We start from the raw sequence: 13470 nt of genomic DNA, 5'->3' as shown, positions 1-13470 counted from the left end.
GATAATCCCGGAAATTCCAGCTCCCGCTGGCCCAAAATTGGGGAGCACTTCACAATGGGCCAGAGCTGACCTCAAAATGGATTATTCCAATGGGGCAAGGTCACGCCCAGCGGGCTTTCTGGGATGACAGAGTGGACATTCCCCTAGTTGCCCCAGCCGATTTGGAATCGATCAAATCGAACCTCGCTCAATGGCTGGTTGGAGGCGTTCAGCCTCACCGAACGAAGAACGAGATGAAGCTCGGGGGAATAGTATTGTTCGAAAATAATCGGAGGCAATTCCGTCAGTTCCAGACGGCTGTTGATGGCCCAGACTTTGTAGGAACAAGATGCAATAGTTTCCTCTCCCAAGCCGTCGAACCTCATGAAGGTCGTGCCCGAAACGGATTTTTTGCCATTGATGAAAAGCGTGGTGTCTGATTGCCAGTTCTTCTTCTGGGGTAGATCGTCTAACGCAATCGCATTCGCGTATTTCAGCTCATGCGTCCCGCTGGCACTCACTCTCTTTTCGACGAGCAAGGGGTGCAGATATACAGCCGAGACTGGCTGCAGCGAACCGTCGCGCTCCACCAGCCGTTGTTCGGTTAGACCCGGGCCGTTCGGCTTGTAGAATACGGAATAGAAAGGCGCCTCTCTGGTCATCAGCACGCCCTGTTTGGTCTCATTGGCGGTTAAGCAATTGCCAAAGGCTGGTACCGCCAATGTTATTCCAACCAGTAGCGACAAATTTCTTAGCAAGATGGACATCCTAGATTCCCCTCATCCAAGTCCGCTACCACCGTGCTTGGGTGAAATTGGGGAGATCTAGTCTAGTCGTCGGCCCGGGGCTCGCCCACAGCCTGACCGAACTTGGCCTGATCGACGCGTATCGGATCTGCCTGCATCCGGTCGTGGTGGGGCAGGGGAAGTCCTATTTCGCGGGGCCTCGCCCTCCGCGACAGTCGAAAATCCATTCACCATACCAAGACACCCGCGATAAACCCTAATCTCACAACCCCACGCCCAACCCTCCCAAACACCGGCATTTCCGCACTCGTCGCCCGCCCATTTCAACCTTCCTTAAGCGACCGCTGATTAGCGTGCCCTCTGAAATCGAGGGCCTCTTCCATGTTTACCGTTCTGACGTGCGTTACCGACCAGCATGATCTCACGCTGGTCGGGCTTGCGGGTCTGATCTGCTTTCTCGCCAGCCATTGCGCGCTCGTTCTGCTGCATCGGGCGACCTTATCCGATGGCGCGGTTCGGTGGGTGTGGCTAGCGACAGCGGGGGCGGCGGGTGGTTTCGGCATCTGGGCCACGCATTTCATCGCCATGCTGGCCTACGACCCCGGCGTCGTCGTCGGTTATCATGCCGGATTGACGCTGATCTCGCTCTTGGTCGCGATCGTGGCGACCACGGCGGCAGTTGCCGCCAAGATCGCCTATGACAGATGGGTGGCGAACGTCCTGGCGGGCGTGCTCTTCGGCGTCGGTATCTGGTCTATGCATTTCGCCGGCATGTTGGCGATCGAATTCCCCGGTGAAATCTCGTGGGATACGGGCTTCGTGACGGCCTCAGTCGTTCTCGGCGTGGCGTTTTCGGTCGCGGCCTTTCGATTTGCCGGCCGGAGCGGCCGGTCGACTTTGGGTAAGCTGGCGCCGACAGTTCTCCTGACACTTGGTGTCGTTGCCCTGCATTTCACCGCAATGGCGGGGATCACGGTCATTCCCGGGATCACTGCGCTCAATCCCGCCATGCTTCTTTCGCCGGCGCTGATGGCGGTGACGATCGCAGCCGTCACCATTTCGCTGCTGGCGGCGGGTTTTGCGGCCGCGATCTTCGCCGTGCGCTCGCAGGCCAAGACGGCCGGGGCGGAGCGCAACTTCAAGCTCCTGGTGCAGGGAGTGACCGACTACGCGATCTACATGCTCGATCCGGATGGCAAGGTCAGCAACTGGAATGCCGGCGCCCAGCGTGCCAAGGGCTATAGCGCCGACGAGATCGTCGGCAAGGATTTCTCGCTGTTCTATTCTGAGGAAGATCGCCGCAAAGGCCTGCCGCAGCGGGCGCTTCGAACCGCCCGCAGTGAAGGCAAGTTCGAAGCCCAGGGATGGCGTTACCGCAAGGACGGCTCCTCCTTCTGGGCTCATGTCGTCATCGACCCGATCTATGACGAGGCCGGCGAACTGATCGGCTATGCCAAGATCACCAAGGATAACAGCAAGCAGAAGGACGATGCCGACCGGATCGAGGAGGTCACCCGCAATCTCGACGTCGCGCTCGAAAATATCGGGCAGGGCATCTGCATGTTCGACAGGGACGAGCGCCTGCTGCTTTGCAACAAACGCTATCTGGAAATCTTCCGGTTCCCCGAGGGATCGGTGCGTCCCGGCATGATCTACCGTGAGATCGTCGACATCGGCTATGCCGCCAATACGGAGGATCCCGGCGAGGCGGCCGCGCGGGCCGAGGCGCATTATACCAGGAACATGGCGCTGATCAGATCAGGCGCCGGCAGCGCGGTTCACAAATATCCGAGCGGCATATCCATCCAGCAGAATGTCAACATGCTGCCCAATGGCGGCTGGGTCGTCACCTTCGAAGACATCACCGATCGCCTGAAATCCGAGGAGCAGGTTGCCTTCCTTGCCAAGCATGACGGCCTGACGGGCCTGCCGAACCGGCTACAGTTCGGCGAGAGCGTCTCCGAGGAAATGATGATCGCCGACCGGGTGAGGGGCAATGTCGCCGTCATCGGCATCGATCTCGACAAGTTCAAGGAGATCAACGACCAGCACGGGCACGGCACCGGCGACAAGGTGCTTGTCGAGCTGGCGCGGCGTCTCGATGAAGCGCGGCAGGAGGGCGAGTTCATCGCCCGGTTCGGCGGAGACGAGTTCGCCGCGACCAAGCGCTTCGATGAGCTGAGCGCGCTCCACGATTTCATCGCACGGCTGGAAGGCGCGCTCACCGAGACGGTCACGATCGACGGCTTCGAGATCAAGACGGGCGCCAGCCTCGGCGTGGCGGTTTATCCGAGCGATGCGGCCGGAGTCGACGGCCTTCTCGCCAATGCCGACCTTGCCATGTACCGCGCCAAACAATCCTTGCTGCAGAAGGTCTGCTTCTACGAGGCCGCCATGGACGAGCATGCGCGCCGCCGCCGTTCGCTCGCCAAGGACCTCTGGGCCTCGATCGACCGCAGCCAGCTGCATCTGCACTATCAGGTGCAAAAATCGGTGCGGACGGGCGAGATCACCGGCTACGAAGTTCTGCTGCGCTGGCGCCATCATGAACGCGGCAACATCCCGCCCATGGATTTCATCGGCCTTGCCGAGGAATGCGGCGCGATCCTCCCGATCGGCGAATGGGTTCTCAGGGAAGCCTGCCGCGAGGCGGCGAGCTGGAACAACAACCACAAGATCGCCGTCAACCTTTCGCCGATTCAGCTCGGCCATGCCGATATGGCCGCCGTCATATCGGAGATCCTTGCGGAAACCGGCCTGAACCCGCGGCGTCTCGAAATCGAGATCACCGAAAGCTCGATCATCGTCGACAAGGATAAGGCCTTGCGGACGATGCGGCAGATCAAGGCGCTCGGCGTGTCGATCGCCATCGACGACTTCGGCACCGGCTATTCCTCACTGGAAACGCTGCGCTCCTTCCCGTTCGACAAGATCAAACTCGACAAGAGCTTCATGGCCGAGGTCGAAACCAGCCCGCAATCAAAGGCGATCGTCCGCGCCATCCTGGCCCTTGGCCGCAGCCTTGAGGTGCCGGTGCTGGCGGAGGGCGTGGAAACCCAGGCGCAACTCGACACGCTCTTGGAAGAACAATGCGACGAGGCGCAGGGTTATCTGCTTGGCAAGCCGCAGGCGATGGGCGAGCCGGCGGTTGAGAAGGCCGCTTGACCGAAGGGTTCTATAAAAGGCGGAGGTGCCGATGGATAGGCAAGAAGGCTACAGGCTGTTGCAGCGCTTGAGTGAGCTGGAAAGGCATCGAAAGCCGTTCGAACCGGTGCTGCGATATCGGCCGGCCTCTGTCGAGCGCCCCGACTATAACGGTCTCTCGGAACCTGAGATAAAGGTCTTCGAAAGCGCAATGGAGATCTTGTTGTCCGCGCTAGGTACGGCCGCGAACCATCTTAAGTTCGATGGTTGGCAGCAGACGCGAAGCCCGGACCTTGCCGATAGGATCGAGTTCACCAGGGCGGTTCATCGTTTCAATGCTGGCTTCTACGAGCACGAAATTCCAGGTTACGACCGGGAATCCCGGATGCGACGTCTTAAACGGATACGCTCCGTTTACGGAGCATGGGCGGAACCTATGAACGCACTGCCCCCGCGTCTCGAATACAAGATATTTGTCCATCCAAGCAGCAACGAGGTGCTCATTCAGACCGTCGCCGGAAGCGAGGTCGCAATTTTCTTGGGACGAAAATTCGTGCCGGCAGCACTCATCGGACTTCAATGTGAGTTCATCAAGAACCGTTTCACGAGCCCAGACGATAAACAGTCAAGCAGTTACACTGCCAAAAGCGGTGGAAGGAAAATCTCGGGCTCGCTCACGCGACACACCAGGGATACGTCCGATGACTATCAGTTTGAGGCAAGGGTCGGTGACGATTTACCGTCCAGCTTTGACAGCATGAGAGAGCAATTCTTTCACGTGTTTGCCGAGATGCGAACTCTCGGCCGGTCTCTCTAAGCGATTTCAGATAATCTTGGCGCCATGTGAGATCTTGGTCGGCGGCTGCCTTGGCGCCCAATGTGCATGCCATTTTAACCTGATGAAAGATAGATTGCGGTCGCGCATTGCACATCGGGCTGAGGTCGGGTTCGCGGCCTCGGCTATGGTCCTAGGCTACGCAGCCGCTCCTGACCGCCAGCGTGCTGCGGCGATCGTCTCGGCCGATCTCTCCAGCTAAAAAAGAAGGATTTACGGAGGGCGCCGCCTCTGCGTTGACCCGTCAATCCGGCCATGGCTAAGGTAACGGGCTCCGCAGCAGGATTAGTAGTTCAGGTAAATTGAAGATTTTCCGAACTCTGTCATCCCTCGACCTGCCGCGCCCCTCCGTGCGGTATCGCTGATTAAAGCGGCATCAGGTAATACAAAATGACCCGTCCTGGCGGGGCATTTCCTTATGGACTCCCGTACCGCAGGAAGGCTTCACGCGACCTAACCATAGGAATCACTGGTGCGAGTAGCGACCCTTGTCCAGCGCTCACCGCGCTCGGGGAGCGGGGCAGCCCCCTGCAAGTTTGAACGTCCTTGACATCGTCCGGCCATTGACGGTGAGCCTCACGTCGACTCCGCCGTGCTGTGAGAACCTCCAATGTAATGTCCATGGAGAAACTCCTTGTTACTCGTCCATGGAAACTCGATCACAGATCAGGCGACAGCGGGCAATGTGGGGGCAGACCATCGGTTACGTAGAGCACGGCGAACATCTATCCAAAAGGCCTGTTAACGGTCACAAACAGAGCAAGATCAATGAACGCTTACCTTGGAATGCATAACGACTCCCACCTATGATCCAATCAGCCAATTGCGGATTGCTTTATTATCACAAATATCTATCGCCAGATTCAAAAGGGACTTCTCCGGCTTTTTAAGGCGTGAATATGATTATCTATGCGACCAAAAATGACGCCGATTTAATCCGAACCTGGATCAACGACGAGCCACATATCGCGTGGATCGTCAAAAATTCAGAACAGGACCGCATCTGCCAGTGGAAGGCAGTCGATTCCATTGAGGTGCTGGAAGAGCAGATATACGCGCTGTGGCATGTCAAAAGCGGGGCGCTCAACATTCCGTCTGTTGACCGCAATATTCCTGATGAGATCGTCGCCGATCCATTCGCCGGTTGGTTCCAGACGATGCAGCACAGTGGCCAAACGTCGCCATGGTTTGGTGGCAATTTGCCGGGACCTTATACATTCAGCTTCGCTGAGGCTGGTCAGGAAGCACCAGGAAGTCTCGCCAGATCGGAATTCAACTGGCTTGAAGATCGTTACAAGTCCATTGGAAAGCCTGCACACCCTGATGCCAAGCGTTGGTGGAAAAAATTGCGCCGCTTTCTCGACAAGTCCTCAGTACAAGTGCCATGGACGATTAGCACAAACCGGAAGCGGGTAATTATGGCCCACGTCTTTCCTGAAGCTAAGCTTCAAATCGAAACCGGGCGGCATCGCGACTTGAATCCCCGCTGAGGACGGCGATCAGACAATTAGCGCTCCGTTCGATACATATTTGCCGCGTCTTCTACCCCAGACATTTCATCCAAAGTTTATTTTCTAGGTGAGACCGGCACAACGCTTACGCTCTAACGCAGTTTCGGCAGAAGCGGCTTAGGAAGAAAGGAGTGGACGATGAAAGCGATCACGGTTTCTGGCTTCATTATGCTAGTCTCAGCACCTGGTGCATATGCCGCAACCTTGACCGGGGAGCAGTTGAAAGGCGAGTTGGAGGCCACCCAATCCACTGGAAGTCAAAGACGCAATCGGGCATCACAACTTATAAACCAGACGGAACGATTGAAGCGACTGCCGACGGGACAAGGCCACTTACAAGGGCACATGGAGCATCAAAGGCAACAAGATGTGCGAGAAGTTCGATAAGGAAAAATGCGCGACGATCAATTCGCTTTGGGGGAAGAAATACTCCAAGGGGACGGAACGCTTACGGTGGAATAGCTGCTGTTTTGATTTTCGTAGCCAGGCGGCACGTAAACCGCCTGGCTTCTCGCGCAAGCCCGAGGCCGAAACTCGCGAAGGCGCGAAAAACCGGTTCAGGGAATCGCGAGGTTTTCAGGTGGCGATCGCCGCGCAGCAGGTTCAGCCAGGCCCGCCAGTTTTTCCGCGCCTATGGCCGCGATATGACAATCGTCGTAGCGGAAGTCTCCGTCGAGCAAGGCGGCTTGAGGCGCCACCCCGCCTGTGCGCCGAACGGTGCGTCAGGTCGCTGCCCGTTACCCTAATCCGACCGGAATCGAGGCCGGTGGCTCGACTCCGATCGGTGTCGGCAGGTGGATGAGGGGCATCCCTGCCGATCTCTCAGAGCACGTTCGCGCCCCGAATTTGCTCAAAAAAAGAGAGCATTCCGTTACTCAAACAAAGACGGAAATGCTCTCATAGTCTGGCGCGCAACATAACCGATTAGCTGCGCACCTCACGCAACCCACTGGTGGCTATTCGTCTGACGTCGCCGGCGCGGCGTTTTCCAGCGAGGTGCGGATTTGATCGATCTTACCGTTCGCATCGCCCACGCCCAGAATGGTCTTCGCTTCAGCCAGGACCGCCGGGCTCACCTGACCGGATTTCGTTGCGGAAGCCAATGCATCCTCCAGCGCCGCGTCCCCAAGCAGAGGATCGGTGGCTGTGGGCTCGATTCCGTTGTCGATTTCATACTGGGCATAAGCCACGGCATAGGCCGAGATGGCCGTCATGCGTGGGTCCGAGGTATGCATCAACGCCCTGTAATTCCGCTTCAAGGAGTTCAGGCCCGCAAGCTGCGCCGAAAGGTTTTTCTCTTTTGTGACCCTGTCTGTTCTTGCCGACTTGGACTTGCCTTCCGCTTCCGAAGATTTGCCTTTCAAGCCTGTCGATTTGGAGCCGCTATTGGCTGAACCTCTGCCCTGGTTGTCGCTGCCGTGGCTGCCGCTGCTTCCATGACCGCCGCCATTGCCGCCGCCGTTACCGCCGCCGTTGCCACCACCATTGCCGCCGTCCTTCGCTAGCGCGGCCATATCAATACCGGCAATCGTGACCGGGCCTGCGGCAAGAGCCAGCGAGAGCACAGCCAGAGACGCTAAGGTTGCTATCCGCATCGTTTTCCTCCGGATCAGATCAATAGGCGCCGTGCAGTTTCACGACGTAAGCAGTTGTGAAAGATTAAACCGCGATCGCATTCTGCACATCGGACTGAGGTCTGGTCCCGGCCCACGGCTATGGTCTTAGAGGAAACGCCGGCTTAGCTGACTTGGTGAGGGTGGAAAGGTGTGCCGGCCCGATGAAACAGCCGAGACGCAGCGGCTTGTAAGCCCCCAAGTTTGGCTGGAAAACCAGCCCCACTTTCCGTCTTCCTTGGCCTTGGCCGAGGACCCACGCCACGGTGCGGTGGATGCTCGGCTCAAGGCCGAGCACGACGGAGGGAGGGCGGGCACAAACATCTATTCACGGCGCAGAGTCGGTTCTAACCGCCGACGTGCCGGCGGCCATCATCGCGGCCAATCTGGTGGAGTCGATGCGGGAGGGGCGAGCTGGAACAGGGTGTGTGCTACACCATGTGAGCGGAGGATTGGGCGCGTGGACGCCAGCCGTGCTCCCTCATTCCTGTGCTTGTCACAGGAATCCCGTGCGCCCAAGTCCTTGGGCGTGAAAGACTTTTTCCGCGCGATTTGGTTCGTTCACGGCGCGGACGCGCCGTGGCTGGATTTCTGTGACGAGCACCGGAATAGGGGTGGAGACATGAATGCCTTGAAGCACGGACGCCCAAAATTACGCCAACCGCAAATCAAGAAGCGGGTGCAGCTTCTTGAGGTTCGGGAGGGATTTGGCTTGCCAGGGATATTGATGCGTGCCTTTGACGATGATCAGCAGGTCGCCCATCTTTCTGGCCTCGATGGTCAACTTGGCCAGGAGATTTATGCCGGAGGAATTGAGAAACTCGAGACCGGTCAGGTTGAACGTCACCTGTTTGTGCCCGTCGTGGAGCAGGCCGGAGATCAATGAATAGATCGGTGCATAGGCGTCCGGTCCGGCCAGCCGGAAGACGCCGTCGAAATAGACTTCGTTCTGTTCCGCCCATACACGGAAGTTTTCGTCGCTGATTTCCATTCTTCGCTCACGGATTGGAGGAGGGCGGCATTGCCACGGCTGCAGTCGTCGTCAGGATAATACGCTCATCATTATTCTCTTCGAATGCCCATGCCATTTTTGCGTCGTAATCGCTCAAAAGGGTCAGCAAGCCCAAGCCGGAACCGCTTGCAGACGATATGGCGTTGGTTTCGATTTGCTCAAGAAGAAGTTCCCCAGGATCCTTCGATTGCAGGCGGCGCAGCAGTTGCTGAAAGCGTGAGGCTGTCGCGCCGTCGATGGTGTTCTTTACCCGTATCAAAAAGCTCCCCTCGGATATGCCGGCTTCAATGAGGATCTCACCCGGCTGTCGAAACTTGACGGCGTTTTCGATCAGCTCGTTGCTGAGATAGCCGATGTCATGATGCGCCTGCATGTAGTCCTTTCTTGAACGTGAAAAGGGCAGGGCCATGACCTCAGCGATGAAGTCGGCCGTCATGCCCGAGTGCTTCCATCCAAGCTGAAGCGGTCCATCGGTCAAGGTGAGGCGCGTGCCCGAATCCAGGCTTATGTCAGTCAGAGATTCGATGCCGTATACCGTTGGCGCCATGACTCACCTATGCCGTACTGCGAGAAGCGTGATGTCGTCGTAGATTTTCTGCGATCCGATAAAGAGCATGAGTGTCGCCACAATTTCGGAAACGACTTTCTCAGCGCTCAAATTCCTGAGGCGAACGGCTTCGCAGCACAGCCGGTCCATGCCGAACAATTCTCCGGCGTCGTTTTCGGCTTCCGTGACGCCATCGGTATGCAAGAGTATGAGATCCCCCTTTTCGAACGCGATTTCACGGGTTTTGATGAAGGCGGAGATATCCGCTTCCAGCCCGATCGGTATGCCCAGATCCATGGTGTCTATGCGTTCGACCTCCCCGTTTGCCCTGACGACGATAACTTCCTCGTGTTGCCCCGACAGGATCATCTCTTTTCCGTCGTAGTCAAGAAACGCCAAAGTGAGGTGCTTATCGATTTTCGTCCTGACGATATTTTTGAACAGGGCGCTGTTCAGATTTGTCAAGAATTCGACGGCATCGGTGTTTCCGGCTTCCTGCAGGGCGCGGGCGACAGACTGAACCATCAGCATCAACACGCCGCTTTCCAGCCCGTGTCCGGTGACGTCGCCGATGCCGATCTTCAACCGGTTTCCGTTCTTCAAGACGTCGTAATAATCGCCGCCGACCTCTTCCGCAGGTCTCATATAGGCGGCGATCTCGAGTGCCTGAAAGTCCTCGAGCTCCTGATGCAGCGGAAGCACCATCAGCTGGATTCTCTCGGCGACGGCGAGCTCCGTTCCAAGACGTCTGTTTTCTCGCTGCAGTTGTGCGTTCAGCGTCGAAATCTCTTCCTTTGCATCTTCGATTTGAGCGGTCCGCTCTTCGACGAGCTGCTCGAGATTTTCGGTGTGATAGCTGATTTCTTCGGCCATGCGATTGAAGGCTTCACCGGCCTCACCGACTTCGTCCTTGCTCGATATGGCGACCCTGACCGAATAATCCTTCATCTGGATTCGCTTGGCAGCACCTGCCAGGGCGCTGATTCCGCTGGTTATTCGTTTCGATGCCGCAAAGACCGCGATCGTCACGATCAGCAGGGACATCAGGATCGCCAGAATTTGGTAGAGCACGATCCGGTTCGTCGCCTCGGAAATCTTGGCCTGGGCCGCATAGAGCGAGGCGTCGATTTCACGCTCGGGCACAACCACCCCAAGCAGCATTGCCTCTTGGCGAACCGGGCCGCTGACCCAGAGATTGGTCGCAGGCAGTTTCTTCACGATGGCGATATACGGGACCTCGCTGCCGTCCTGCTGTAACAGCAAGTGTTGGATGCCCTGTTCGCGGTCGAGGGCCAGTTTGGCGATTGCAGGCTGGGAGCTTCCCTTCAGCGAGCGCTCCAGGCCGGTCACGCCGGTTCCGCTCGCACCGCTTGCGGAGCGCAGGCCGAGGGTTTTTTCGCCCGTGCTGTTAATCGCGACGACATTGCCGTCGGACATGGCGAGAAACCCGAAGCCCGATTGGGCGACTTTGACATTTTCAACCGTTTGCGCCAGCTGATCGAGCGTGATGTCGGCGCCGGCTGTCCCGGCGACATCCTGCCTGTCGGCTGTCCATAGGGGATGAAAGAAACTGACGATCAGCTTGCCGGTAATGGCGTCGGTATAGGGCGCTGTCTGGGTGATGTCATCCGCGACAGGCCGCGTCTTCATATCCTTGGCCCAGCCCTGCCAGGATTCGTAAAGTCCGGGGAAAAAGAAGTCCCAGAAATTGGCCTCGTTATGGCCGGGATAAAGGCGATCGAAAGTCTGGGCCTGGTCGGTATAGGGCGCCGTTCTGAAGATCGGCCGTTCTTTCGAGCCGATGTAATACATCTGCAGCTTCGAAGCACCGTGCTGCAGCAGGCTCGGCGCAACAAGATCCAGAACCGCGCTCGTGCGGATATCGCTCTCGACGTCCTGCCTTGGCTGCCGGTCCTGTCCGAGCAGGTAACCCCAGACGCTCACGACCGAGACCGAGCCCGGAGCGTTCTGAGACCACTTCCCCTGCGGATCATAGGAAAGGCTGACGCTGCCCGGAGATGTGCGGGAGATGGCCGCGCCGACGTCGGAATTGCGCGCGGGATCGTCGATCTGCGCCTGCAGCACGCCGGCGAGCGTACTGACGTCGCTATGAACCTGCCGCAGCAGCAAACTCACCTGTGACGCTGTCGAATCCGCGTAGGTGCGGATGTACTCCTGGCTTGCCGCTTCGAGACCCTGGCCGACCTCGAGCGTTGCGTCGCGCGACAGCCTCTGAACGTTCCAGAGCGCCAGCCCGCCGCTGACCAGCAGGTCGAAGAGGACAGCTCCGCCTACGACCAGGATGAACTTTGCCCGAAAGCCTATTCCTGCCGGTCTTTTCAGTGATCTGCCTCCCATCACAGTGGCTTTCGTCCGGAAGCCGCCCAGATCGGCCAGCCGGCATAACCCTTGGGGTGAAGGGCGGCAAAAACGTGATCCTTGAACCCTTGCCGGAACCTGCGGATAAAGTCCACCGAGTCGCCGCGCCGGACCGCCATCTCACCAGCATAGACATTCTCCCAGGCTACGATGATGTCGGCGAAGTCCTGAGGATCCCCGTCGAGGTTCGTCACCATGAAGCAATCGACCTTGATGGCATCGAATCCCGCATCGGCGAGAAGATGCCGGCTTTTCGGCCCCATCTCGACATCCATGTCGAAGTGCCTGAACAGTTTGGCGACTTCCTCGTAAGTCCATTTGATCGTTTCCGCATGCGGCTCGCCCAGGCAATGCGAATTTTTTTCGTTGGTGATGTAGACACGGCCGCCGGGTTTGCAGATGCGGTAAAGCTCCCGCAACAGCATCTCGGGACGGTTGAAAATCTGCAGCGAATGCCGGCAGGTCACAAAGTCGAACTGGTTGTCCCGAAGCAGCATTTGAGAGGCGTCGCCATAAGTATACTCGATCCCCTGCAGATCGAAGTCGGCAGCGACCCTGCGGGCATAGTCGAGGCTGCGTATGGAATGATCGAGCGCCACAAGCCGTTCCGGTTTGAATTCCCGTTGAACCAAGGCGGCGAAATCACCAATTCCGCAACAGATGTCCGCCATGACAAGGCCGTTGCGCAGGCCGTGGCGCGGCAGCAGCTCGCGTTCGTGCCTCCATGTCATTTTCGTCTGGGTCCGCAGGATGGGGATGAAGCTCTCATCCTCGACAAAGGTCTGGCCCGGATAAAACGCCGAATCGTAGACTTCAACCGACAGGTTTGGCTGTGATGTCGCCAACGTCTGGAACAATGAGGTCGACCAGGCCACCACGCTCGACGTAATGATGACGATCTTCCGTTCCGGCCTTGTCCGGCAGTGTGCCGTCAAAATATCGGAGAGGGCTGTAAACGCCGTCATGTTGATGTGCGTCAAACGTTTGACGTTCAGGTAAACGACGCCGCTGTATTGTTCCAAAGTTTGCCGCACCAGCTTAAGAGCATCGGCAATCTCGTTTGCACTTTCGGGCCGCATCTTGCCGGACAGCAGCAGCTCCTGATTTGTCGGATCAAAATGGACGGTGAACGGGCGGGCAAGCAGGTTCATTGGAAATCCTCGGCCGAGGGGAAATCCGCGATGATCTGCAGCCCGTGGGTGCCGTCCTGCTCAATTCGGATAGCGGCACGGAATATGGTGGCCAGATCTTTGAGCAAAATCGTCCCGTCGGACTTCAGGTCAGGCCCGACGCCCGGGAGAGGCTGGCGTCCACTTGACCTCATGCCGGTGCTCTCGCGGTCCTCGCGGGTAAAGGCAATTCTCAGCCGGTTGGACGTCGCGCCGCGATAGAGACTGAAACTTATCCTTCCCGGCTCACGCGTCGAGCGGAAGGCAAGTTCAATGAGTTCGTTGGCCGCGACGGAAAGAAAATTCGAATATCGAGCCGGGTCGCTGTGACCTTGGCCGAGAATGTCGGAGAGATATTCGGTAATCCTGTCGCAAAACTGCCACTGAGATTTGAACGTCGCAACATTCAGTTCCAGCGATACCATCGGCGCCAATGCATGGTCATCGAAGCCAGATGCTTGCTCTTCCAATACAGCCTCCATCAGTTTGTCTGGCGCGTCAGATGCCCTCAAAAAAGCACGGCGAAAAATCTCTC

The 13470-nt window shown here is 57.7% G+C and carries 10 protein-coding genes and 2 pseudogenes; 4 read left to right on the top strand and 8 right to left on the bottom strand.

Annotated elements, in window-relative coordinates:
• Positions 1–143 precede the first annotated feature (143 nt).
• A complete protein-coding gene (locus tag OS035_RS10940; RefSeq protein WP_097626006.1) occupies positions 144–746 on the bottom strand; it encodes a hypothetical protein in 603 nt (200 codons plus the stop codon).
• Positions 747–811: 65 nt separating this feature from the next.
• Here OS035_RS10940 and OS035_RS10935 point away from each other — a divergent pair.
• The 4 genes and pseudogenes from OS035_RS10935 to OS035_RS10920 all read left to right on the top strand — a co-directional run.
• Positions 812–985, top strand: a pseudogene (locus OS035_RS10935) (dihydrofolate reductase family protein); the annotation flags it as partial.
• Between the two features lie 121 nt (positions 986–1106).
• A complete protein-coding gene (locus OS035_RS10930; protein WP_183779565.1) occupies positions 1107–3890 on the top strand; it encodes a bifunctional diguanylate cyclase/phosphodiesterase in 2784 nt (927 codons plus the stop codon).
• Between the two features lie 31 nt (positions 3891–3921).
• The gene (locus tag OS035_RS10925) at positions 3922–4686 is read left to right on the top strand and encodes a hypothetical protein (protein ID WP_097626004.1); all 765 of its coding nucleotides are present in this window, start codon (positions 3922–3924) and stop codon (positions 4684–4686) included.
• 917 nt (positions 4687–5603) lie between these two features.
• Entirely contained in the window at positions 5604–6194 is a 591-nt protein-coding gene (locus tag OS035_RS10920) for a hypothetical protein (protein ID WP_183779563.1), read from the top strand.
• A gap of 586 nt (positions 6195–6780) precedes the next feature.
• On the opposite strand, the pseudogene OS035_RS33555 reads toward OS035_RS10920, so the two are convergent.
• From OS035_RS33555 to OS035_RS10890, 7 genes and pseudogenes are all read right to left on the bottom strand, one after another.
• Positions 6781–6898: pseudogene (locus OS035_RS33555) on the bottom strand (sialate O-acetylesterase); the annotation flags it as partial.
• A 273-nt stretch (positions 6899–7171) separates the two neighbouring features.
• Entirely contained in the window at positions 7172–7810 is a 639-nt protein-coding gene (locus tag OS035_RS10915) for a hypothetical protein (RefSeq protein ID WP_183855265.1), read from the bottom strand.
• A gap of 670 nt (positions 7811–8480) precedes the next feature.
• The gene (locus tag OS035_RS10910; protein WP_331813671.1) at positions 8481–8819 is read right to left on the bottom strand and encodes a slr1659 superfamily regulator; all 339 of its coding nucleotides are present in this window, start codon (positions 8817–8819) and stop codon (positions 8481–8483) included.
• A gap of 7 nt (positions 8820–8826) precedes the next feature.
• The gene (locus tag OS035_RS10905) at positions 8827–9387 is read right to left on the bottom strand and encodes a slr1658 superfamily regulator (RefSeq protein WP_183779559.1); all 561 of its coding nucleotides are present in this window, start codon (positions 9385–9387) and stop codon (positions 8827–8829) included.
• A 3-nt stretch (positions 9388–9390) separates the two neighbouring features.
• Entirely contained in the window at positions 9391–11745 is a 2355-nt protein-coding gene (locus tag OS035_RS10900) for a SpoIIE family protein phosphatase (RefSeq protein ID WP_183779557.1), read from the bottom strand.
• Positions 11745–12917: a methyltransferase domain-containing protein gene (locus OS035_RS10895; RefSeq protein WP_183779555.1), complete on the bottom strand. Its 1173-nt coding sequence runs from the start codon at positions 12915–12917 to the stop codon at positions 11745–11747. The genes OS035_RS10900 and OS035_RS10895 overlap by 1 nt, the downstream gene beginning before the upstream one ends.
• The gene (locus tag OS035_RS10890; RefSeq protein WP_442967683.1) at positions 12914–13417 is read right to left on the bottom strand and encodes a hypothetical protein; all 504 of its coding nucleotides are present in this window, start codon (positions 13415–13417) and stop codon (positions 12914–12916) included. Before OS035_RS10890 ends, OS035_RS10895 begins: the two co-directional genes overlap by 4 nt.
• Between the last annotated feature and the right edge of the window lie 53 nt (positions 13418–13470).

The sequence above is a fragment of the Rhizobium sp. 268 genome (assembly GCF_036571585.1).
GTDB lineage: Bacteria > Pseudomonadota > Alphaproteobacteria > Rhizobiales > Rhizobiaceae > Rhizobium > Rhizobium redzepovicii.
This window is presented reverse-complemented; position numbering and strand designations above follow the sequence as displayed.